This is a genomic window from Acinetobacter sp. CIP 101934 (assembly GCF_000369585.1).
Lineage (GTDB): Bacteria > Pseudomonadota > Gammaproteobacteria > Pseudomonadales > Moraxellaceae > Acinetobacter > Acinetobacter schindleri.
Window position 1 is genome coordinate 1734501 of the sequence record NZ_KB850094.1, and the last position, 24654, is coordinate 1759154.

20 protein-coding genes are annotated in these 24654 nt (G+C 43.8%); 5 read left to right on the plus strand and 15 right to left on the minus strand.

Features of this window, described 5'->3' with window-relative positions:
• Nucleotides 1-328: 328 nt before the first annotated feature.
• Complete coding sequence (locus tag F899_RS08585) at nt 329-1552, plus strand: CaiB/BaiF CoA transferase family protein (RefSeq protein ID WP_005222153.1); 1224 nt, start codon at nt 329-331, stop codon at nt 1550-1552.
• A gap of 70 nt (nt 1553-1622) precedes the next feature.
• Here F899_RS08585 and F899_RS08590 read toward each other — a convergent pair whose 3' ends face one another.
• The 8 genes from F899_RS08590 to F899_RS08625 form a co-directional block, all read right to left on the minus strand.
• Entirely contained in the window at nt 1623-3305 is a 1683-nt protein-coding gene (locus F899_RS08590) for an AMP-binding protein (protein ID WP_005222155.1), read from the minus strand.
• 76 nt (nt 3306-3381) lie between these two features.
• Nucleotides 3382-4878, minus strand: a complete 1497-nt coding sequence (locus F899_RS08595; protein ID WP_005222156.1) for a flavin-containing monooxygenase — start codon at nt 4876-4878, stop codon at nt 3382-3384.
• Between the two features lie 15 nt (nt 4879-4893).
• Complete coding sequence (locus F899_RS08600; protein ID WP_005222157.1) at nt 4894-5733, minus strand: alpha/beta fold hydrolase; 840 nt, start codon at nt 5731-5733, stop codon at nt 4894-4896.
• Nucleotides 5734-5862: 129 nt separating this feature from the next.
• Entirely contained in the window at nt 5863-7665 is a 1803-nt protein-coding gene (locus F899_RS08605) for an acyl-CoA dehydrogenase C-terminal domain-containing protein (RefSeq protein ID WP_005222158.1), read from the minus strand.
• 207 nt (nt 7666-7872) lie between these two features.
• Nucleotides 7873-8853, minus strand: coding sequence for an NAD(P)H-dependent flavin oxidoreductase (locus F899_RS08610; RefSeq protein WP_005222159.1), 981 nt, complete (start codon nt 8851-8853; stop codon nt 7873-7875).
• Nucleotides 8854-8864: 11 nt separating this feature from the next.
• A complete protein-coding gene (locus F899_RS08615) occupies nt 8865-9653 on the minus strand; it encodes an enoyl-CoA hydratase-related protein (RefSeq protein WP_005222160.1) in 789 nt (262 codons plus the stop codon).
• A 36-nt stretch (nt 9654-9689) separates the two neighbouring features.
• Entirely contained in the window at nt 9690-10613 is a 924-nt protein-coding gene (locus tag F899_RS08620) for a 2-hydroxyacid dehydrogenase (RefSeq protein WP_005222161.1), read from the minus strand.
• Nucleotides 10610-11365 (minus strand): class II aldolase/adducin family protein, encoded by a 756-nt coding sequence (locus F899_RS08625; RefSeq protein ID WP_005222162.1) that lies wholly within the window; start codon nt 11363-11365, stop codon nt 10610-10612. The genes F899_RS08620 and F899_RS08625 overlap by 4 nt, the downstream gene beginning before the upstream one ends.
• Nucleotides 11366-11475: 110 nt before the next feature.
• Here F899_RS08625 and F899_RS08630 point away from each other — a divergent pair, with 110 nt between their 5' ends.
• Nucleotides 11476-11913: a PaaI family thioesterase gene (locus tag F899_RS08630; RefSeq protein ID WP_005222163.1), complete on the plus strand. Its 438-nt coding sequence runs from the start codon at nt 11476-11478 to the stop codon at nt 11911-11913.
• A 119-nt stretch (nt 11914-12032) separates the two neighbouring features.
• Here F899_RS08630 and F899_RS08635 read toward each other — a convergent pair whose 3' ends face one another.
• From F899_RS08635 to F899_RS08645, 3 genes are read right to left on the minus strand one after another with little or no spacing between them, the layout of a single operon-like run.
• Entirely contained in the window at nt 12033-13244 is a 1212-nt protein-coding gene (locus F899_RS08635) for a 3-oxoadipyl-CoA thiolase (RefSeq protein WP_005222165.1), read from the minus strand.
• A gap of 25 nt (nt 13245-13269) precedes the next feature.
• Complete coding sequence (locus F899_RS08640) at nt 13270-14790, minus strand: 3-hydroxyacyl-CoA dehydrogenase (RefSeq protein ID WP_005222167.1); 1521 nt, start codon at nt 14788-14790, stop codon at nt 13270-13272.
• Nucleotides 14791-14792: 2 nt separating this feature from the next.
• Nucleotides 14793-15566 carry an enoyl-CoA hydratase gene (locus F899_RS08645; protein WP_005222169.1) on the minus strand — a complete coding sequence of 258 codons (774 nt, stop codon included), beginning with the start codon at nt 15564-15566 and terminating at the stop codon, nt 14793-14795.
• A gap of 452 nt (nt 15567-16018) precedes the next feature.
• Here F899_RS08645 and F899_RS08650 point away from each other — a divergent pair, with 452 nt between their 5' ends.
• The 3 genes from F899_RS08650 to F899_RS08660 all read left to right on the plus strand — a co-directional run bounded on the left by F899_RS08650 (nt 16019) and on the right by F899_RS08660 (nt 20016).
• Nucleotides 16019-17317 (plus strand): MFS transporter, encoded by a 1299-nt coding sequence (locus F899_RS08650; RefSeq protein WP_005222173.1) that lies wholly within the window; start codon nt 16019-16021, stop codon nt 17315-17317.
• Between the two features lie 222 nt (nt 17318-17539).
• Nucleotides 17540-18805, plus strand: a complete 1266-nt coding sequence (locus F899_RS08655) for a DcaP family trimeric outer membrane transporter (RefSeq protein WP_005222175.1) — start codon at nt 17540-17542, stop codon at nt 18803-18805.
• Between the two features lie 17 nt (nt 18806-18822).
• Complete coding sequence (locus tag F899_RS08660; RefSeq protein WP_005222178.1) at nt 18823-20016, plus strand: MFS transporter; 1194 nt, start codon at nt 18823-18825, stop codon at nt 20014-20016.
• A gap of 545 nt (nt 20017-20561) precedes the next feature.
• Here F899_RS08660 and F899_RS08665 read toward each other — a convergent pair.
• From F899_RS08665 to F899_RS08680, 4 genes are all read right to left on the minus strand, one after another.
• Nucleotides 20562-21236 (minus strand): 3-oxoacid CoA-transferase subunit B, encoded by a 675-nt coding sequence (locus tag F899_RS08665; protein ID WP_005222180.1) that lies wholly within the window; start codon nt 21234-21236, stop codon nt 20562-20564.
• Nucleotides 21236-21904: a 3-oxoacid CoA-transferase subunit A gene (locus F899_RS08670; RefSeq protein WP_005222181.1), complete on the minus strand. Its 669-nt coding sequence runs from the start codon at nt 21902-21904 to the stop codon at nt 21236-21238. The genes F899_RS08665 and F899_RS08670 overlap by 1 nt, the downstream gene beginning before the upstream one ends.
• 51 nt (nt 21905-21955) lie before the next feature.
• Nucleotides 21956-23236, minus strand: coding sequence for an MFS transporter (locus tag F899_RS08675; RefSeq protein WP_008307316.1), 1281 nt, complete (start codon nt 23234-23236; stop codon nt 21956-21958).
• Between the two features lie 216 nt (nt 23237-23452).
• Nucleotides 23453-24652 (minus strand): acyl-CoA dehydrogenase, encoded by a 1200-nt coding sequence (locus F899_RS08680; RefSeq protein ID WP_005222192.1) that lies wholly within the window; start codon nt 24650-24652, stop codon nt 23453-23455.
• Between the last annotated feature and the right edge of the window lie 2 nt (nt 24653-24654).

Sequence of the window (24654 nt, forward strand, 5' to 3'; positions counted from 1 at the left end):
TTTCATGATCTTTTTATATTTAAAGCTATTCCACTAATGAATATGCTTTAAGGCTAATCCGTTTTTAATTCACTTGATTGACTCCTGTTTTAATCCTGTCTGGGAGATCGTTTTTCCCTTTTTATCAGTGACCTCTTGTTCTTAGTTCATGCTTATATTTGCATCAGGCTAAAGAAAATAAGATGAATATTCAATCATTTTAGATGTTTTATTTTGTTATGCGAAATTTATTATCATAAAGTTGATTGTTCTTTCATTTTCCTATAGCTTTAAAAAGAGGGATAAGAACGATATGTCATTTGAATAAGATCGGACAGGGAGCGTAATAATGGGTGCCTTAACAGGATTTCGTGTACTGGATTTAAGCCGGATTTTGGCTGGGCCCTGGTGTAGCCAGATTCTGGCTGATCTGGGTGCAGAAGTGATCAAGATTGAAAAACCGGATCATGGGGATGATACACGTGTCTGGGGACCACCCTGGCTTAAAAACAATCAGCAGCAAGATACCCATGAATCGGCTTATTACCTGTCAGCCAACCGTGGAAAACACTCGGTTGCAATCGATTTATCTACACCTGAAGGTCAACGTATTATCAAAAAACTTGCTGAACAGAGTGATGTAGTTATTGAAAACTATAAAGCCGGTTCGTTGAAACGATATGGACTGGATTATGAAAGTCTGAGTCAGCTAAATCCGCGACTGGTATATTGTTCTATTACTGGTTTTGGCCAGAACGGTCCGCGTGCGCAAGAGCCGGGCTATGATTTTATCGTTCAGGGAATGGGCGGCATGATGAGTGTCACTGGCGAACGTGACGATCTGCCCGGTGGTGGCCCGCAAAAAGCAGGTCTGGCCTTTGCCGATTTGACCACCGGCTTATATGCCGCAATTGCCATTCAGGCGGCTTTGTTGTCCCGTGAGAAAACTGGTGAAGGTCAGTATATTGATATGGCGCTGCTGGACACCCAGGTGGCTTCCCTCTCTGTTCTGGCCATGAATTATCTCATCTCAGGCAAAGTACCCGGTCGCTTCGGAAATGCGCATGCCAATATTGTGCCCTATCAGGTGTTTAAAGCCCAGGAAGGCGAATTTATTATTGCCTGTGGCAACGATCTGCAATTCCAAGCTTTGTGTCAGGCCGTTGGTCTGGCTAAGGTGGCAGAAGATCCTCGCTTCTTAAAAAATTCTGGACGTGTTACACATCGTGAAGAATTGACCACAGTTCTACAGGCTCATTTCTATACTAGACCGGCAAAAACCTGGGTGGATTTAATCCATGCGGTTAAAGTGCCGGTAGGAATGATCAATGACCTGAAACAGACTTTGCAAGAAGAACAGGTATTGGCACGTAATATGGTGATTCAGATGCCGCATACTTTACGTGAAGATTACACCTCAATCGGTTCACCAATCAAACTCTCCAAGACACCGGTAGAATATAAAAAGGCCCCACCTTGTCTCGGTGAAGATACCGATGCCATTTTGAGTCAATATTTAAGTTCTGCTGAAATGGAAGAACTGAAAAGAAAAAAAGTCATCCAGCATCGATAAGCCTGCAAGCAGTAAAAAAGGAATCTTTAGATTCCTTTTTTATTTTAAAAATAATGGATTAGATCATTCCTTAGCAGGCTTTTGCACTCGGCTGAACAGTACGAGGCAGCTCGCGACGCAGAATTTTTCCTACTGCAGACTTTGGTAGTTCGGACACAAACTCAATGTATTTCGGCAATTTATAACTGGTCAGTTGCTGTTTCAGATAAGTCATGACTTCATCTTGGGTCAGAGTTTCATCCTGTTTCACAATAAATGCCTTGGGTACCTGTCCAGATTTTTCATCATCAATACCAATCACTGCACATTCCAGTATTTTAGGATGTTTGGACAGTACGCCTTCCAGCTCATTGGGATAAACATTAAATCCGGAGACCAGAATCATGTCTTTTTTGCGGTCCAGAATGGTGATATAGCCTTGTTCGTCCATACAACCGATATCACCTGTCAGGAAGTAACCATCTTTGGTAAATACCTGTGCTGTTGCTTCCGGTTGCTGCCAGTATCCTTTCATCACCTGTGGACCACGTATGGCGATTTCTCCAGCCTGATTAAGCTCTACAGGTTCTCCTTCATCATTCAGAATCAGAATTTCAGTCCCTGCCAATGGCAAGCCAATCGTGCCACTAAATCGCCGGCTTAAAGGCGGGTTAAAAGTTGCAGTCGGTGAAGTTTCGGAAAGCCCATAACCTTCATAAATCTGGCAGCCTGTGACCTCATGCCATAACTCTGCCGTATTTTTCAAAATAGATGCCCCTCCGCCGGTTGTGGTTTTCAGGCGTGAATGATCCAGTTCACGGAAAGGTGAATGATGCGCCAAGGCATTAAACATGGTATTCACCCCGGGGAAAACAGTGGGTGGATGTTTCTGGTATTGATCCGCCAAAGCATCCAGATCTCTCGGATTTGGAATCAGGACATTGGCGAAACCACGGCTTAAACCATAACTGAACAGGCAGATGGTAAATCCATAAATGTGATACAGCGGCAAGGCACAGAAAACATATTCATTTTCAATAGCATAGCGGTCACCAAAATGGCTGATAAATACGGTACTGTTCTGGGCAATATTAAATAAAATATTGCGATGACTCAGTTCAGCACCTTTAGAAACACCTGTGGTACCTCCCGTGTATTGCAGAATAACCGTATCTTCCTGATGTTGTACAGGTGTTTTAAAATCAATCTGTTCGACTTGATCAATCACCTGTTTAAAGTCAAAAAACTGTTTATCCGGATATTGTGCTGCCTGACTATAAATAGCACTTGGTTGCTCTTGAATAAAATCTAGCGAATGCGTTGAAATGACATATTTGAGTTCAGGACATTCATCTAGTGCTGTTAATTGCTCCAAAGTCTGTCCCAGGATAATCAAGGCTTCTGCACCTGAATCCTGTAACTGATGATACAGTTCACGCTGGGTGTACATCGGATTGACATTGACCAGCACATAACCGGCACGAATAATGGCAAATGTCGCAATTGGATACTGAATAATATTTGGCAACATCACTGCAATACGGCTGCCAGCAGTCAGCCCAAGACTCTGTAAATAGGTGGCGAATTTCTGGCTATAGACATCGATATCGTGATAACTGAATTTACGATCCAGATAGATAAATGCGGTTTTATCCTGAAATTTCACCAGATTCTCAGCAATGGTCGTGCTCAGGGTTTTCTCAGGATCTGGCCGGCTAAACTCCGGATTGATATTCCACTTTTTATATTCTTCCATCCATGGTTGACTGCTCATGACTATACTCCTGTCCTGGATTTACAATTATTTTGTATTATTTAAACCATAAGATTTTGATTTTAATTAAATATTTTTAAACCACTTTCTGCTGTTTTGATTCAACATACTTGTAGTGATAACCGCTACGAATAAAATGCTGATTTTTATCCCTAAATGAATGAGCATAATCCGGCCAGACCAAAGTCAGCTTACGACTGACCGGGTCCAGATACCAGCTTTTACAGCTTTCCGATAACCAGACACTACCTTGCGAAAGCTGCTGTAGCTCCTGCATATAGCTATTTTCAGCGCTCTGATCCGCTTCGAAAACCTGGATCTGTTCCTGCTCAAAAAACTGCAAGGCATCTAGAATCAGATCAAACTGGGTTTCCAGAAAATAAAGTGCTGAATTATGTCCACTGCCTGTATTTGGCCCATTCAGGATGAACAGGTTTGGAAAATTATGTACGGTCGTTGACTGATAACCCTGCATGCCGCTAGACCATTGTTGTTCCAGACTTAGGCCATGCTTACCGACCACCTTTGCCGCATAAGGTGGGCGTGCTGCTTCAAATCCTGTCGCGAATACGATGATATCTGCAGAAAATTTATTTTCAGCCTGGCTTAATACACTGTCTTTCGTAACTTCTGCCAAGGCTGAATCTTCAAGCGTGACATGCGCTTTTAAAAAGGTTGGATAATAATCATTAGACAGCAATAAACGCTTACAACCAGGTTCATAATTCGGTGTGAGTTTCTGCTGTAATTCAGGATCTGAAATCTGATGTTTTAAGAATTTCAGGCAGTTTTTCTTGACCCGCTCAATCTGGCTTTGCAGATTACGGCGCTGGGCAAAATTGTATTCATTGCCCCAGAACAAGGAATGTCTGAGGGCTGACATACTGTCCGGATCTTTGCGGAAAAGCTGTTTTTCTGATTCAGAATAAGGTCGGTCTGGTCGGGGCAAAATATAGGGCGCACTACGTTGCAAGACAGTCAGGCTTTTGGCCGTTTTTGCAATTTCCGGTACAAGCTGAACGGCAGAAGCACCAGAACCGACCACAACAACACGCTGATTCTCCAAATTTATCTGATGATTCCAGCGCGCAGAATGCATCACTTGGCCTTCAAATTCTTCCAGCCCCGGAATTTGCGGGAGATGCTCATCTGCCAGATGCCCGGTTGCAGTAATTAAGATCTCAGCCTGATACAGACCTGTAGAGGTGTGAATTTCCCAGATGCGTTCTCGTGCATTCCAGCTGGCTTTTTCCAGTTGGGTATGAAAATCAATATGGGGCCGGATATTTTCCTGATCACAGCATTGAATTAAATAACGCTGAATTTCTGCTCCTTGCGGAAAGACGCGTGACCAGTCGGGATTTTTAATAAAAGAGAAAGAATATAAATGGGAAGGTACATCACAGGCGACCCCGGGATAGGTATTGTCACGCCAGGTGCCGCCCACTTCTGCTGCACGTTCAATGATTTTGAAATCGTGGATGCCCTGCTGCTTAAGGCGGATTGCCATGCCTAATCCACCAAAACCACTGCCTACAATTAGAATCTTGCTGCGCTGTCCTTGAGCTTGCATTATTTTTCTCCTGTTTTAAGGCATCGACGGCTGGATTTTTTGATTCACCGGATATTGCTGTGGATGCTGGCTAAACTGATTCACCAGTTGCACCACTTCTGCCGGTGCTTCGATATAGAGCGCATGTCCTGAAGAAATTTCGATATAGCGACTGTTCGAAATTGAAGCAAACAGCAGTTTTGCTTGGGCTACAGGCACCATGCGGTCTTCACGACAGGCAACGACTAGAGTTTCTGCACAGATGTCAGACAAAGCTGATGTAATATCAATGTGATAATTCAGTTCGCGCTGTTTGGCTGCATCTTGGGATGGCTTAACAAAGCGTGCCAGATCCAACACCTGCTGTTCACTTCGTGCAGACAGATAATCATCGCTATACAGGCAATAATTGACAAAATGAGGCAAGGCCGCAGATTGTTCATTAAATAACTGTTGCCAGATAGTCGTCCGTAGTTGCTGTACCGAGCTGGTTTTGGTCCAACCAGCCAACAGAATCAAACGTGCCACACGCTGTTTTAAACTGGCTGCTACTTGTGCAGCAATCACGGCACCGAGTGAATAGCCTACCACTGTAATGATTTCATCTTCTGCAACTGCATGCTGAATCAGTGCTTCAACCTGCTGGCTAAAATCGGTCACCGCCAGATCAGCTTTATCGGGGGTATGTAAATCAATGGATAAAACCCGCTGATGAATACCCAGCATCGGAAAAATATAGCTGAAATGCTTGTCGGTATTTCCACCGGTGCCATGAATCAGAATAATAGTGGGAAATGCAGAGCGCTGTCCGACTTCATGAAAAGTAAGCTCCCGATCAGTATAAGGAAACTGTCGAGTAATCATGTCTAAATCCATATAGACTCCTGATCTTGTTGTTTTATGGTTTATTCAATACCAAAGAATAACTTTCAATATTTGAATGGGATTAGGATGCAAAAATTATTAAAAAAAGACCCACGACACGAGTATCGTGGGTCAAAAACTTTAATCGAATTTGAACTCTTCAGGTTCAAGTAAAAACAGGCTTTCACCACCAACTAGAATATTGGCAGTATGTGTCGCGGTTCTTGGTAAAATCCGAGCAAAGAAGAATTGTGCAGTTTTGATCTTGGCTGCATAGAACGGATCGGTATGGCCTTCTTCAATTTTCTGTTGTGCAGTAATTGCCATTTTCAGCCACAAATAAGCCGACACCACATAACCAGAGAAATATAGGTAGTCAACTGATGCTGCCCCAATTTCATTGGCAGACTGTTGTGCTTGAGTCTGAATGGTTTTGGTGAGTTCCAGCCATTGTTCAGTTAGCTGGCTGACTTGTGCAACTTGCTGGCTTAACTGGGCATGTTGCTGGTGTTCTTTTACAAAGCCCTGAATTTCATCGGTTAATGCGGTCAGCAGATCCAGTTTTGAACCCAGTACTTTACGCGCTAGCAAGTCGATTGATTGAATTTCAGTAGTACCTTCATACAGACTGGCAATACGTGCATCACGGGCAATCTGTTCCATGCCATGTTCAGCAATATAGCCGTGTCCACCAAAGACCTGCATACCGTGTTTGGCAGCTTCTACACCTGTTTCGGTCATTAAGGCTTTAGCAATTGGGGTCAATAATGCCAGACGGTCTTCTGCAGCTTTCTTCTCTTCAGGATTATCCGTTGCTTCAGCGATATCAGCATACGTTGCCAGATAATAAGCCAAGGCACGTGAACCTTCTGCAAATACCTTTTGAGTCAGTAGCATATTACGCACTGCCGGATGCACGATAATTGGATCCGCAGGCAGGTTTGGCTCTTTCGCACCTTCAAGTGAACGCATCGCCAGACGGTCTTTGGCATAAGCCAACGCGCCTTGATAAGAAGATTCTGCTGCTGCCAAACCTTGAATCGCTGTACCAATACGCGCAGAGTTCATAAAAGTAAACATGCAGTTCAAGCCGCGGTTTTCAGGCCCGATCAGGAAACCTTTGGCATTATCAAAATTCAGTACACAGGTCGCATTGCCATGAATACCCATCTTGTGTTCAATCGCGCTACACACCACACCATTGCGTGAAGCCACATTTCCAGCTTCATCCAGATTGTATTTAGGCACGATAAACAGCGAAATACCTTTAGTACCTGCAGGCGCATCCGGTAAACGCGCCAATACAATGTGTACGATATTTTCAGCCAGGTCATGCTCACCTGCTGAAATAAAGATTTTCTCACCGCTGATGCTGTAGCTGCCATCTTCATTTGGCACCGCTTTAGTACGGATCAGGCCCAGATCAGAACCGGCATGTGATTCAGTTAAACACATGGTTCCGGTCCAGCGACCTGCAATTAAAGGTACCAGGAATTTCTGTTTCTGTTCATCGCTACCATGATGCTCTAAAGTACGCATCGCACCATGAGACAGGCCTGGGTACATACCCCAAGACCAGTTAGTCGCCGTAATAATTTCTGAAATGGCAATACGGTATAAGGTCGGGAAGCCTTGGCCACCATATTTTTCATCACCAGTTAATGAGGTAAAACCAAGTTCTACATATTTGTCATAAGCCGCTTTAAAACCATCCGGTGTAGTCACGACGCCATCTTGCAGACGGCAGCCCTGCTGGTCGCCTGTCGCATTAATTGGTAGAAGTTCGTTTTGGCAAAAATCAGCAGCGACTTCCAGATATTGTTCCATAATATCCATAGAAACTTTGTCTGCGAACTTTGCATAGCCTTCGTATTTCTGTTCAACATTGAGCAGATCTTTCAGGACAAACTTCATGTCTTTTAATGGCGCAATATAATTTCTCATCGTAATTCCCTTGTATGAGTTCTAATTTGTATATTTATGACAATTAATTTCATAATACGAAATTATGTTTTAGGTCGAATATAATATAAGTGCATGGATAAAATCTAGTCATGACATAAAAAATCACATTTAAAAAATTAAAACTTTGGTATAAAAAAGCCATTCGGTAATGAATGGCTTTTTATTAAATGATCAAAATAAATCGATCTAGCGCGGGAAAAACTGAGCCAAACGTTGCTGAACAATCTGTTCTGCTTCTTGCATGATATTGTCAATCAGCGTTTGACAGGTCGGGATATCATGGATCAATCCCATGACTTGACCTGCTGTCAGTACGCCTGCATCTACATCGCCATTTTCCAAAGCCAGCTTGCCTTTTAAGCCACTGACATAAGGGCGAATCTGTTCAAATTCCAGATTTGGATCTTCACCCATTTTAACGACTAGATCAGATACCGCATTTTTGGCAACACGGGCAGTATTCCTGAACTGTCGATATAGCAGATGTGTCGCCCTTTCATCATTATCGACATAAAACTGTTTGATGTTTGGATGGATCGGCGCTTCTTGAGTGGCACAAAAGCGTGTACCCATATTGATGCCTTCAGCACCTAAAGCCAAAGCTGCGACCAGACCACGGCCATCAGCAAAACCGCCACTGGCCACAATCGGCACAGTAAGCTGATCCGCTGCCGCAGGAATTAAAATCAAGCCAGGAATATCGTCTTCACCCGGATGGCCCGCACATTCAAAACCATCAATCGAAATAACATCCGCGCCTATTCTTTGTGCTGAGAGCGCATGACGAACGGAAGTACATTTATGAATGACAATAATGCCATGTTGCTTAAACGCCTCAATATGTTCATGCGGCTTGTTGCCTGCCGTTTCTACAATTTTGATTCCACTTTCAATAATGGCCTGACGATATTCGGCATATGGCGGCGGATTCACAGCGGGCAATAAAGTCAGATTGACAGCAAAAGGCTGATCCGTCATTTCTCGGCAGCGTGCAATTTCCTTGACCAAGGCTTCAGGCGTCGGTTGAGTCAATGCCGTTAATGTTCCCAAGCCACCAGCATTAGAAACTGCACTGGCCATTTCTGAGGTACCGACCCACATCATACCGCCCTGAATAATCGGATAGCGAATGCCTAAAAGCTCGGTAATACGGGTCTGAATTTTCATAAATGCTCTCCTTAGCATCCGGTAAATTGTGCAGGGCGTTTTTCGACAAAAGCCTGGACACCTTCTTTATAGTCCTGACTGCTCAGCGCCAGATATTGCAGGTTTTGTTCCAGTTCCAGTTGCTGGTCCATATTATTTTCAGCACTGCGTTGCAAAGCCTGTTTGGTTAAGGCCAGTGCATAGGTCGGCTGTCGTGCCAGTCGCTGTGCAAGCTCATCGATATAAGCATCAAATTCTGCATCAGGGATCATTTTCCAGATCATACCCATTTCAGCCGCTTCTTTGGCATGCACAGGCTTACCAAGTAAAGTCAGTGCCATGGCACGTGCATAGCCGATCAAACGCGGCAACATCCAGGTGCCGCCGGCATCAGGAATTAAGCCAATTTTAGAAAAGGCTTGAATAAATTTGGCACTTTCTTTGGCAATGACCAGATCACAAGCTAGTGCGATATTGGCCCCTGCACCGGCAGCCACACCATTTACTGCCGCAATCACCGGTTTGGGGCTTTTACGAATCAGGTTGATCAAAGGATTATAATATTTGGCTAGAGAGCCTTCGGGAGGCAACGGCACACTACCGAGCTGCCCGGCACGTTCTTTTAAATCCTGTCCCGCTGAAAATGCCCGACCATTACCACGAATCACAATCACCCGAATATCCGGATTCGTATTCCAGCTTTTCAGCACCTGCTGCACTTCCTCATGCATTTGTCGGTTGAAACTGTTCAATGAATCTGGCCGGTTAAAACTTAAAGTCGCGACGCCTTGCTGAATCTGGGTTTGAATCATTTCCCACATCATCAATTTCCTTATTTTTTGCCTGTATCCCTACAATTAATAGCCCTTATTAACATCTACCTGATGGCACAAATCCAGGCCCTGATTAAAACGGCAGTCGTTTTCCAGAATCTGTTCCACCACCACAGACATGGGCGCATGTGAGGCGACATGTGGTGTAACAACGATCTTTTCATGCTGCCAGAATGGATGTTCAGCAGCTAATGGCTCCTGTTCAAACACATCGACAATTGCACCACGCAGATGGCCTGAATCCAGCGCTGCCAATAAATCCTGTTCGATTAAATGCTGGCCTCGCCCGACCTGAATGAGAGCTGCCTGTTCAGGGAGTTGCTGGAATAATTCAGCAGATAGAATGCCGGTATTTTTTTCTGTAAGTGGCAACAGGTTAATCAGGATCTGGCTTTGAGCCAGGAAATCGGACAACTGTTCTGAACCGACATAGCTTTTAACCTGATCAATCTCTTTCGGGGAATTGGCCCAGCCCGAGACCTGATAGCCCATGTCGGCAAGACGTTCCGCTACATAAGACCCCATATGCCCAAGACCCATAATCCCGATCTGGATATGCTGGCTATAACTCTGACGATACTGCTTCCATAGCTGCTGCTTTTGTTGCTGAATCATGCGGTCAAAATAACGCTGAAAATACAGCACACCCCAAAGCAGGTAATCAAACATGCCTTTTTGATGATGCGGATCGAGTACCCGGCACACGGCTTGATCAGGTCTTATCTCATTCAAGTTTAAATGCTCGACTCCTGCCGCAATCGAATGAATCAGGCCAAGTTTTGGGAGCTGCTGCAATTTCTCCAGATCTGGAAACCAGCATGCGGCCGTGGTCGCCTGCTCTGCTTCCGGGCTGTCCACTGTACAAAAACTGCTCTCAGGGGCATATTTCTGAAAAGACTTGACCAGAATGGCTTCAATGTTCGGCACAGTACTTGATATCACAATCATGATGCATACTCCGTATATTGATGCTCAATCAGGGATAACGCAGCCTGCCAGGCACGCTGTAAAATCGGTTCTACCAACGGACTGGCGAACTGTTTAGCAGTTTTAATTCGGACTTCTTCTGCTGGATAATGCAATTCAGCACCGCCACTTAAGGCCTTCACCTGTGCCTGACAGGCACGCTCCAGAAAATAGATTTCATGAAAGGCCCGAGCGATCGTTTCGCCAGCCGTTAAAAGTCCGTGATTGCGTAAAATCATGGCGCGATGGCCGCCTAGGTCCTGAATCAGGCGCTCCTGCTCATCTGTTGAGAGTGCCACGCCTTCATATTCGTGATAGGCCACCTGCTGATAAAATTTCAGCGCATGCTGGGAAATTGGCAAAAGTCCATGTTTCTGGGCAGAAACGGCTATCCCATCTGCGGTATGTGTATGAATGACGCAGTTCAGATGAGCATGTGCTTCGTGAATTGCGGAGTGGATGACGAAGCCAGCCATATTCACCGGCTTGTCCTGTTCATAGCTTTCTACGACCTGCCCTTCATGATTAATCTTGACCAGCGTTGAAGCACGCATTTTTTCAAAAGCAACACCATACTGATTAATCAGAAAACAGTCAGGCTGATTAGGAACTCTTAAACTGATGTGGGTATCAATTAGATCCGTCATCCGGTAATGCGCGATAATGCGATAAAGCGCTGCGAGTTCACAACGTGCCTGCCACTCGGCATCTGTGACGAGATTTTTTATTGTCATCGTTCCATCCTGGAAAAATATAGCATTTCGATCACTATCTGTTATATCATAATTTTAGAAAAACAGAATATTATTTCATAAAGCGAAATAAATCGTTACAAGGAGTGGATATGCCCACATCACAATTAAACGGACTTGAATATCTCACCGCAATTAAGAATGGGGAAATTCCCAGTTCAGCCATGAGTGAAATTATTCCCATGCGTCTGACCTTGGTGCGCGAAAACTATGTGGAATATGAGGTGCGTCCTGATCAGCGCCATTACAATTTACAGGGTGGAATTCATGGCGGCTTTTGTGCAACGGTTCTAGATAGTGCCACTGGCGCTGCCGTGCATACGACAGTAGATGCAGGTGTCAGTTTCTCGACCATTGACCTGAATGTAAAAATGCTGAAGGCAATGAAAAGCGGCGAAACCTATATAGCTATTGGTGAAGTTATCCGGATCGGACGTAATGTACTGACCTCAGAAGGCAGAATTATCGATAAAGAAGGTAAAGTTTATGCCTTTGGGTCGGCAACATTATTAGTCACTGGTCGTAAGTAATCATTACACTGATGTAATCAATCCCTGTATGTGCAGGGATTTTTTTATTTTGAAAAAATTCCAATAAAAAATGCCATGCATATCATAGATACATGGCATTAAGGCGATTACTTAAGCTGTTATGCAGCTTCAGGATTTTCAATCACCATCGCCAGGCCTTGACCCAGACCGATACACAGACTGATCACGGCATATTTTTTACCGGTACGCTGTAACTGACGTGCAACGGTTAAAGCTAAACGCGCACCCGAACAGCCCAGTGGATGGCCAATGGCAATCGCACCACCATTTGGATTGACACGCGGATCATCCAAAGCGACATCCAGACCTTTCAGGCAAGATAATACCTGACTGGCAAAGGCTTCATTAATCTCGATGATATCCATATCGTCTAGCGTCAAACCCGCACGCTGTACTGCCTTTTTAATCGCTTCAATTGGGCCTGCTCCCATGATGCGTGGCTCAATGCCAGCGGCTGCAGAAGACAGGATACGAGCGAGAGGTTTTAAGCCATACTGTTCCTGAACTTTTTCACTGCCAATAATCAGTGCTGCAGCGCCGTCATTGATACCTGATGCATTACCCGCAGTCACCACACCACCTTCGAAAAGCGGTTTTAACTTGGATAATGCTTCAAATGTTGAAGATAGACGTGGATGTTCATCTTCAGTCACTAATTTAGGCGGTAATTTACGTCCTTGTGAAACTTCAATCGGGGTAATTTCACCGTCAAAGAAACCTGCTTCTTTTGCAGCTTGATATTTCGCTTGTGATGCAGCAGCAAAAGTATCTGCCTGTTCACGGCTAATACCGAATTCTTCAGCCACATTATCACCTGTTTCAGGCATGCTGTGCGCGCCAAACTGATCCGTGAATTTACGGTTCGGGAAACGTGTACCAATCGTGGTGTCATAAATTTTGGCATCACGTGAATAAGCACTTTCTGCTTTGCCCATCACAAAAGGCGCGCGGGTCATACTTTCTACGCCACCGGCAATGTACAACTCGCCTTCGCCTGCAGTGATGGCACGTGCCGAATCAATCACAGCACCGAGACCTGATGCACATAAGCGGTTTACCGTCTGCCCCGGAACTGTTACCGGCATACCCGCTAACAATGCTGCAAAACGTGCCACATTACGGCTGTCTTCACCGGCCTGGTTGGTACTACCAAAGATTACATCTTCTACGTCTTCTGCCGGGATACCGGTTTTTTCCAGCAGGTTTTTAATGACTGTAGCTGCCAGATCATCTGGACGTACGCTTGCCAGACTTCCGGCATGGCGACCGATTGGTGAACGTAAACCATCATAAATATATGCATTTAACATGAGTGTTATTCCTTTAACTTTTTAATTAATGTGTTGTATGAACAAGAGGCAGACCAAGCTGAACGCGGCGACGCAACCAAGGACTTGGACGGTAACGCTGGTCACGGGTAATCGCAGTCATGCTATCCAGAATTTTCAGGATTTTTTCAGCACCCAGCACATCCCCCCATTCAATTGGACCATGCGGATAACCGAGGCCTAGTTTTACCGCAACATTGATGTCTTCAACTGTCGCGACGCCTTGCTGGGCAATATCACAGCCGAGATTCACAATCATTGCCAAAGCACGTTGAGCCACAAAGCCAACGCTTTCCTGAATTACACTCGCAGTCACACCATCCAGATTGAAAATCGATTGAGCCGCTTGGGTCAGTTCAGGCTTGGTCACAAAAGTTGGCATTAAGGTGCGGTGTTTATTCAGCCCATACAGTAGGTCGATACACACCACTTGCTGAGGTGCCACCTGATAACGAACAGCGGCTGAAGTTGCATCTTCACCATAAGTGGCAATTAAGATTAAGGCATCTGCCGAAGGTGTTTCAGTTTGCTCGATCTGAATATTGAACTGTTGCAGATACTGCTCAAGCGCCTGATGGTCTTGCTCATATTCGGTGCCTAGCCAAACTGCTGGATATTGCGCCAGTTTTTCAACCAATGTGGGAGCAACATCACCCTCTTTAGTTCCCGAGGTATAATCATAGAAACCTTTACCGGTTTTACGACCTAACTGTTTAGCGATAAAACGCTGGCGGGTAATCACACTTGGACGGTAACGAGCTTCTTGATAATACTGTTGATAAATCGATTCACTGACTGGGTGCGACACATCCATACCGGTCAGATCACCCAGCTCGAATGGTCCCATTTTAAAACCAATACCGTCACGGTAAATCCGGTCAATATCATAAAATGGCGTGACATTTTCATTCAAAATGGCATAGGCTTCACTACCAAAAGCACGGCCAGCATGGTTAATGATAAATCCTGGGGTATCTTTAGCTTTGACCGGACGATGGCCCATTTTTGTAGAAAGCTGGGTTAATGCTTCAATAATGTCAGCACGGGTATTAAAGCCTTCAATTACTTCAACCACTTTCATGAGTGGTACCGGATTAAAGAAGTGATAACCGGCAACACGTTCCGGCTGACTACAATTGGCAGCAATGGCACTGATCGATAATGAAGAGGTATTCGATGCCAAAATGGCTTCCGGTTTAACAATGTCTTCTAGTTGCTGCATCAGCTTTTGTTTGATTTCCAGATTCTCAATAATCGCCTCAACAATCAGATCACAATCTTTCAAATCTTCTAATTGCTGTGCGATTGATAAATGGGCAATATCTTCAGCTGCTTTTTCGTGGCTGAATTTACCTTTATCTGCCAAGGTATTTAATGTTTTGGCCAGTTTGTCATGTGCCTCTTCAGCTGCCCCTTCTTTGGCATCAAACAGTATCACGTCATGACCAGACTGAATCGCAATCTGGGCAATACCTGCACCCATCGTGCCTACGCCAATAATTCCGATTTTCTGAATTTGAATACTCATGCCTATCGTCCCTGATAATTCGGTTTACGTTTTTCGATAAAGGCCTGCATACCTTCTTTTTGATCTTCTGAAGAAAACAGCATCTGGAAAGACTTACGTTCCAGAGTAAGTCCGGCATTGAGCGGCACATCTTCGGCCAATAAAGCCACTTCCTTTATTTGCTCCAAGGCAATTGGCGGCATTTTTGCCAACCCTTCTGCCATCTTGATTGCTGTAGCAAGGGTTTCACTGTCTTCAGTCACCTGGGACACCAGACCAATTTGATAAGCTTCCGGTGCAGGTACCAGACAACCGGTCATGATGATACGCATGGCATGGAATTTGCCTACTGCACGGAATAAACGTTGAGTCCCACCTGCACCCGGCATCACGCCAACTTTCACTTCAGGTTGACCGAACTGGGCACTTTTTCCAGCAATGATAATGTCTGCATGCATCGCCAGTTCACATCCACCCCCCAGTGCATATCCATTTACAGCTGCAATCACCGGTTTTGAACACTGCGCAATCGCTTGCCAGTAACGTTCAGTACGACGTTGCATCATCTGGATGGTTTCAGCGGTAGCTAATTCCTTTAGATCGGCCCCTGCTGCAAAATCTGTTTCACCGCCCGTAAGAATAATGGCCCGAATATTTTCGTCATCATTGAGTTGTAGAAAAGCTGCAGCCAGTTTCTGGCGCACTTCTGTATTCAAAGCATTTTTTGCTTCTGGTCGATGGATCTTGACCATCGCCACATGTGCTGAGATTTGCTCTACTTGAACCACCTGTTCCATTAAAATCTCCATTTATTTTGTATAGCGAAATTTTATTTTATATAAAACTACGGTTTCTAAGTCTATAAATCAAGAATTTTTAACTCAAAAATTCAAAAAAGTTATTTTTTACTAAAAATAGAGTAAAAACTCTTGTTCAGTTGGTTGTTTTATGATTAATTGATTTCGCAATGCGGAATTAATTATTTAAAGTAAATTTTGGCTATTCATTTAAGTAATTATTAGCCTTATAACGAAACTAAAAATTAATTTACGTAATAAAGATACTTCGTCGTTCAGTGATTTTTAACCCAGTATAGGGCTGAAAAATCAGATTTAACCTGATTGTTGACGTGGCTAAACCAAAACAGGAGCAGACACTTTAATCAGGAAAAACACTTTTCCGAGAGGAAGGAAAATGGATTTAGCGGTAGCAGAGGAAATGCTACTTTTAATTTATAGAGGATATAAGAATGACAAGCGATACCATCGTAACTGGAGACAATAAAACACCTGTCTCCTCCGAGGACACCATTAAACAGGCACCAAAACGCCTGTGGATGACAGCCTTTGTCTTTGCTTTTCTAATTTTACTCTGTGACGGTGCAGATATTGGCATTTTGGCTTTCAGTCTGACCAGTCTGAAAGCTGAATGGGGACTGACTTCTGTACAGGCCGGTGCTTTAGGAAGTTATTCCCTTCTAGGTATGGGAATTGGTGGCTTTGTCGGTGGATGGGCCTGTGACAAGTTTGGTCGCGTGCGAGTCATCGTATTAGCAACCATTGCCTTCTCGATCTTGTCTGCCTATTCAGGCTTTGCCCAGTCTTATACTGAGTTCGCAATTTTACGTACCCTGTCCTGCTTGGGTTTAGGCTGTTTATATATTGCCTGTAATACCCTCATGTCGGAATACGTACCGACCAAATATCGTACTACGGTATTAGCAACATTAATGACCGGTTTTACCTTGGGTTCTTTGGTCATCACCATGCTTTCAGGCTGGATCATTCCTGAATTCGGCTGGCGTATGCTGTACTGGATCACGATTGCGCCATTAGCCTTGGGTATTCTGATGCATTTTATGGTGCCAGAGCCGGAATCATGGAAGCGTGTACGTGAAATGAAAAGAACCGGCCAGATCGTGGATAATAACGCGAAAAAAGGCAATCCATATATCACTATTCTTAAGGACAAGACCCATGGCAAAATGTTTATCTTGTGGTCTTTCAGCTCTGGTTTCCTGTTATTTGGCTATTTCGGTGTAAGTAACTGGTTACCAAGCTATCTGGAAGCTGAATTAGGCATCAAGTTTAAAGAAATGGCGTTGTATATGGTGGGCACATTCATCACCATGATTTTTGCAAAAATTATCGCAGGCTATGTTGCTGACAAAATTGGCCGCCGTATCGTCTTTGCTTTCGGCACCATGGGAACGGCTCTGTTTATTCCTGTCGTGGTTTATATGCATACCGCAGACAATATTGGTGTACTGATGCTGATCTTCGGTTTCCTGTACGGTATTCCATATGCCATTAATGCAACCTACTTAACTGAAAGCTTCCCGACCGCCGTGCGTGGAACAGCAGTCGGTGGTGCATTCAACATTGGTCGTATCGGTGCAATCTTCGCCCCAATTACTATTGGTTATCTGGCGATGCATGGTTCGATCGGCACAGGCTTGATGGTCATGGGTGCAGCTTACTTCCTGTGTGGTTTGATTCCTGCGCTGTTCATTAAAGACCGTTTATACGATCCGCAAAAAGCAGAATAACTTAACCTGTGTAAGGGCTGTAATTAACAGCCCTCCTCAATCCAAATTTTTATGACTTTAGATATCGAACCTATGGGATTTAACCTGAACTGGATGGTTCCTGTTGAACTGGTCTCATACTTATTCTTCCAAAGTTAGCATCTCTGCATTTAAAAATTAGATCGACAACAAGGAAAGAGCTTTCCTTCTTAGATATCAGAAAATTTCTTTAGGGATTAAGAAATGAAAAAATTAGTTTTAGCGACATTATGTGGTCTTGCTTCAGTACAGGCATTTTCGGCAGAAGCGTCTGAAGATCGGATGCAGTTTCTAGAATCGCAATTAAAGCAAATTCAGGCTGAACTTGAACAACAAAAAGCAGCACAACTTGCGTTAAAGAACCAGCAAGAACAGTCTAAAACAGCGGACTCCAAAAGTTTAAGTAGCGTACTGGACAATGTTGATGTGTATGGAATGATCCGTCTGGATGGTGCGATCGATTTCAAGAGTACGCCAGAAGCTCGTGGCCGAACCATTAACCAGATCAATAAAGTGCCTTTTACTGAACCTGATTCAACCCGTTCAGATTTCACTTTGGCGGCCAGTCGAATTGGTTTTCTAGCTAAGGATCTAGGCGGTAATCCGAACGTTTCCGCTCGTTTAGAAGCCGACTTCTGGACCAACAATGGTAAGGGTGATGGTGGTCTGCGTATTCGTCATGCGCATTTAAAATATTATAACTGGACTTTTGGTCAGGCATGGTCATTGATGTCTACGCCTGAAATCAGTACCGAAGCTGTAGATTATAGTCTGTTCCTAGGTGGTTCAATATTACGTACGCCTCAAGTCAGCTATGCGTTTAAGCTTGATCCGGAAAATACCTGGAATGTGGGTCTTGAATATATAGCCAGTGGCGATCGTTCTTCTGCCTTGCCTGCTTTAACCACTAAATATGTGCATCAGTCTGGCCCAGTACATCTATTAGCTCAAGGTTTTGTAAATCAAAAACAAGCTCAGACAGATACAGGTGATATTGAAAAAGTCGGTTGGGGTGTAGGTCTTGGTGGACGTTATCGCTTTGATGATCAAAACTCGATCCAGGGCAACTATTTCCATATGGTCGGTGACCAGCGCATTGCAGCCTTTTTAACTCAAGGCTCAACATCCGATGGGGCTGCTTGGGGTGGAGATTATTCAGTTGATACAGCCAACAATGAACTTTTGCTCAATGAGTTCAATAGCTTAAATATAGGCTTCACACATAAATTCACACCAAAACTACGTAGTAGTATTAATGCCAGTATTGTTGATTTTGACGATTCAAGTGATTATGCACGAGCAAATCCTGAAGCCAATAAACGTTTAACTGACTATGTCGCTAACCTGATTTATTCTCCAGTTCCAAAGATTAATCTGGGTGCAGAATATCATCATGGCAAGCGTGAAACCTTTGACAACAAGGAAGCAGATATTTCGCGTATCAACCTCTCTGCCAACTATAGCTTTTAAGGCCTCAGGAGACAAGGATGTCAGCCCAAGGGCAAATTTCACGCCGTTTCATGTTCATGATGGCCATGACCTGCGCACTCTGCGCAGGTTGTAACTATTTTAACCAGCCCTTGATCTATTCTATTGCAGAGGATCTGCAGATCAGTGTAGCTCAGTCTGGCTGGACTGTCGTTTTAACCCAGATTGGTTATGCCACTGGGTTGTTTTTCTTTGTACCGCTAGGCGATTTATTCGAAAAACGGCTGTATATCTGTAGTTTGATGTTCTGTACCGGATTGGCGCTTATTGGGCTTTCCGCCAGCACCAACCTGCATATGTTGAATGGCTTTACCTTGCTCGCCTCTTTTTGTTCGATTACCACCCAGATTCTGATTCCTTTTGCCGCCAGCCTGTCGCAACGTGATAAAAGTGCCGAAGTCGTTGGCCTGCTGATGAGCGGTGTCCTGGTCGGTATTCTGTTTGCCCGTACCGTGGCCGGACTGATTTCAACTTTATGGTCCTGGCATGCGGTGTACTTATTTAGTGGCTGTTCTATTCTTTTACTCAGCCTCGCAATGTGGTTCCAGCTACCAAAAGCTAAAACCCAATTGCAGATGAGCATTTTACAAATTTATGGCTCATTATTTACCTTTGCCAAGACAGAACCTATGTTGATCCGACGTAGTATGATTGGCGGTCTGGGCTTCGGCATGCTGAGTATTATTTTTACGACCATGACCTTTATACTGGCAGAAGCACCCTATCATTTTAATGATTTTCAGATTGGACTCATGGGCATTGTCGGTGTAGTCGGAATCTGGTCTTCTCAATGGACTGGTAAAATGATTGGTAGGCATCGGGAAAAATGGATTGCGCACCTGGCCACATGCGGACTGATTTTGGCGTGGATTCCCTTGTTCTTTGCCCAGAACTATTTATGGATTTATATCCTGGGCTTAATTCTAGCCTATTTTGGCATTTCCTGTTTGCATGTCTTGAACCAGAATCTGGTCTATCGAATTTCAATACAGGCCCGTTCGCGAATTAATGCCATCTATATGACCTGTTATTTTTCAGGGGCCGGTCTGGGCGCGTTTTTGTCACTACATTTATGGAAAATGTATGGTTGGTCAGCTTGTGTCGCATTGGGGTTTATCTTTGCCCTGCTCATATTTGGTATTAACCGCTATGACTTAAGCCGTGAACGCAGTCTGGTCAATATCCAGTCCTAATCATACATAATCTAAAATTTAATACTGTGAACTCATAGAATATTAGTTTAAGTTCACAAAGGCTTCTTTCATAAATCATTTTTTAATCATTAAGAAGAAATTCCCTCATCCTAACCTTCTCCCAGAGGGAGAAGGAACATTCAAAATTCATTAAATATGAAGATGACGATCATTTTTTGGTTTATGAAAGATATTTAAAGTATTTGACATATTAGCCCTGTGTTTCTATTTAGAACTATACGCTGGGAAATAAAGGACAGGATTATCCAGCATAAGAAGAACTCTCTTCTACCAGAATCCTTTTCGATTATTTTATTTAATATTTTGATATTTAAAAATTTAACCTGATTTAAAATCTTAATATTTGTATAAATCCTTTTAAGATATCTTTTAAGCTTTCTTTTAATTAAGAGTTTTAAATAACTCAGTTGAGTAACAAACTACTTATTTTTTAAGTTCTTTGACTGTTAGCATAAAAGAATATCTTATAAAAAAATCGCAGCCTAAGCTGCGATTTGTAAAGATGGTTTCATTTCTTTAGATTATTAAACTGATACTTTTAAGCTCTCTGTAGCGCGACCATCAAGTAACTTACAACCGGTGTTTTGCTGTAGCTCTTCAAAACTTAGGCCATCGACCATTTCCACTACCCAAGCCTGATTATCTTTTAGCTCAATGATACATAAGTCAGTATAAATTCGGTCTACACAGTTTTTACCAGTAATTGGATAAGTCAGTTCTTCTACAATTCTAGGCTCACCATTTTTAGTGACATGTTCCATACAGACATAGACACAACGTGCGCCCACTGCCAGATCCATCGCTCCGCCAACCGCAGGTACTGCATCTAGTGACCCGGTGTGCCAGTTAGCCAGATCACCATTCACTGCGACCTGAAATGCACCCATAATACAGAAATCCAAATGGCCACCACGCATAATATCGAAAGAATCCGCAGAGTTCATAAAACTGCCGCCATCGAGCATGCTGACCAGTTCTTTACCAGCATTAATCAGATCATCATCAGCCTGTTCAGGATCAGTTAAAGCGGTAAAACCCAGAACGCCATTTTCGGAATGCAAGACAATATCTTGCTCAGGCTTTAAATAACCGGCAACGCGTGTCGGCAAACCAATACCAAGATTCACATAAGAACTGCTGGGAATATCCTGTGCAACTTTTTCTACAATCTGCTCACGTGTACGTTTTTGAATAGCCATTATTTAATATCTCCTACCTTCACCACATGCTGCACAAAAATACCCGGTGTCACGATAATCTCAGGATCTAGATCGCCGAGTTCAACAATTTCGTGTACTTGGGCAATGGTGGTTTTAGCTGCTTTTGCCATTAAAGGACCAAAGTTTCGCGCTGCTTTACGGTAGGTCAAGTTGCCCCATTGGTCCGCCTGATTGCCATAAATCAAGGCATAATCCGCATAAATTGGATATTCCAGCACATAGTCCTTGCCATTAATATGACGGGTCTCTTTTCCTTCAGCAATTTTGGTTCCAAAACCTGTAGGCGTAAAAATAGCGCCCAGACCTGCACCCGCTGCCTGAATTCGGCAAGCTAAATTCCCTTGTGGAACCAGTTCTAGCTCTACTTTTCCAGCTTTATATAGCTCTTCAAATACTTTAGAATTATTGGCACGCGGGAATGAACAGATCATTTTCTTGACCAGCCCAGATAACAACAGATTGGTTAGGCCTCTGTCACCAGAAGCAGCATTATTATTAATGATGGTTAAGTCTTTCGGACCAATATCAATCAGCGCTTCAATAAGCTCGATTGGCTGTCCTGCCAGACCGAAGCCGCTGGTCATAATATGTGCGCCGTCTGGAATCTGCTTGAGTATAGTTTCAATGTCCTGTGTGATTTTATTCATGCAATTGCTTCCTAGCATCTTCCTGTCTTTATAAAATGTTGGATCTATCAATTAATCGGCTTTTTGTGGGTCAAATAAACGGTCTTTAATAAAAAACGCGGGAATCAGACCACAAAGAAAATAGGCAATCCCCATAATCAATAAACCGGTACCAATGGAGCCACCTTGAGCAAAGTAGCCAATGGTCAAGGGAGCGAAAACAGCACCTAAACGACCAACGTTATAGGCACCGCCCACGGCTGTTCCGCGGATTTTGGTCGAGAAACTTTCTGTCATATAAGTGGCATTAATACCGTATGGGATGCCATACAGGAAGCCGAAGAACAGCATCAACCAAAGAATGTTATCTGGTGTATTACCAAAGACAATCACTGGAATGAAAATCGCAGTACCCATGGTACCAAAAGCAAACACTGCACGACGGCCAATCCGGTCAGCAATAAAGCCGGCAATGACTTTGGTACACATCATGATCAGGAAGGTTCCAATCATATACAGGGTCATTTCTTTAAACTTGATCCCCAGATCTGACTCTAAATAAGCCGGTAACCAGTTACTAACACCGTAATATCCAAACTGTAAAAATGCGGTACTGAATGACCACAGGATAAACATGCGACGGCTAAGTGCATCTACAAAAATCATTTTAAATGTGTTTTTTGGCTTTTCCTGGACAATACCACTGGCTTTTGCATCCAGACGTGCTTGACGCGCATCTAACCAGGCTTTTGGTTCAGGCACTAAAAAGTACATTGCGACTGCAAGAACAATAGGAATAATGGCAATGTAATAAAGATAGCGCCAGCCATATTCAGGCAATAACCAGCCCGCTAGAACAGTGGCCACCACCGAACCTAAGGTCCAGCCAGTCATCAGGGTTGCCAATACTGTGGAGCGATATTTGGTAGGTACATACTCTGCCATGAGTGTATTACAGGCAATATATAAGGCCCCTAATCCAATCGCAGAAGTAAAACGCAGCCATTTAAATTGATCGTAACTTTCAGTAAATCCTAGCCAGAAAGTTAATGATGAAAATAAGGCAATGGCAATGACAATCACACGAACCCGGCCAAAACGGTCACAAGCCCAACCTCCAAAAAAACCACCTATTGCCATACCTGCAAGTGTCCAGCTGCCTAAGGCACCGGCCTGCATATTGCTTAATGAAAATTCCTGTTTCAAACTGGTCAGGCTATAAGCCAATAAGGCAATATCCGCTCCATCGACCAGTAATGCCAAAAACGAAAAGATAAAGGCCAGAATCCAGACTTTCTGCTTGGGTTCGTTTCCACCTTCCACCGGGTGTTGTTGTGAACTGATTGTATCCATAATACCCTTTCTACTTTTCAGCACTCCTGTGCCTCTTAAGAATCCATATTTCACTTAATTATTTAAATGAAATATAAAATATTCGATCATTTTTTAATTTAATTGTAGCTATGTAGTACATTCAAATATGTTCTAGAGAGCTAAGTCAGTCGCTTATTAAATAAAAACTGAAAAAACCAGACTAGCCAGCAATGCTGGCTAGAGGCTTATCTTTATTTAATTGCAGAATGCTGCAATTCCAGTTTGGGCACGACCGAGAATCAGAGCGTGTACATCATGGGTACCTTCATAGGTATTCACCACTTCTAAGTTGACCAGATGACGGGCTACGCCGAATTCATCACTAATGCCATTTCCACCCATCATGTCACGGGCCAGACGGGCAATATCCAGGGCTTTACCACAGTTATTTCGTTTGATCAGTGAAGTTCCTTCTACCGAAGCAATCCCTTCATCTTTCATACGGCCAAAACGTAAAGCAACCTGTAAGCCAAGCGCGATTTCAGTTTGCATATCCGCCAGTTTTTTCTGAATTAGCTGGTTGGCTGCCAATGGGCGACCAAACTGTTTACGGTCCATGGTGTATTGATGCGCAGTATGCCAGCAGAATTCAGCTGCGCCCATCGCACCCCAGGCAATGCCATAACGTGCACTGTTCAGACAGGTAAATGGTCCACGTAAGCCACGAATTTCCGGAAAGGCATTTTCTTCTGGAACAAATACATTATCCATCACGATTTCGCCGGTGATCGAAGCACGCAGACCCACTTTGCCGTGAATCGCTGGTGCAGATAAACCTTCCCAGCCTTTTTCCAGGATAAAGCCACGAATATCACCGACATTACCTTCAGCAGAGACTTCTTTCGCCCAAACAACAAATACATCGGCAATTGGACTATTGGTAATCCACATTTTTGCGCCAGTTAAGCGGTAACCGCCATCAACTTTCTTGGCACGAGTAATCATGCTGCCCGGATCTGAACCGTGATCCGGTTCAGTCAGGCCGAAACAGCCAATATATTCACCAGTTGCCAGTTTTGGTAAATACTTCTGTTTCTGTTCTTCAGAGCCAAATTCATTGATTGGCACCATCACCAGCGAGCTTTGTACGCTGGCCATAGAACGGTAACCTGAATCGACACGTTCAACTTCACGTGCAATCAGGCCATAGCTGACATAGTTCAACCCGGCACCACCATACTGTTCAGGAATCGTCGGTCCTAGCAAGCCGAGCTCACCCATCTCACGGAAAATGGTCTGATCAGTCTGTTCATGACGGAATTGTTCCAGTACACGCGGCATCAGTTTGTCTTGACAGTACGCTGCCGCTGCATCGCGGATCATACGCTCTTCTGACGTTAGTTGCTGTTCGATTAAAAACGGGTCTTGCCAATTAAATCTAATTTTTGTACTCATTT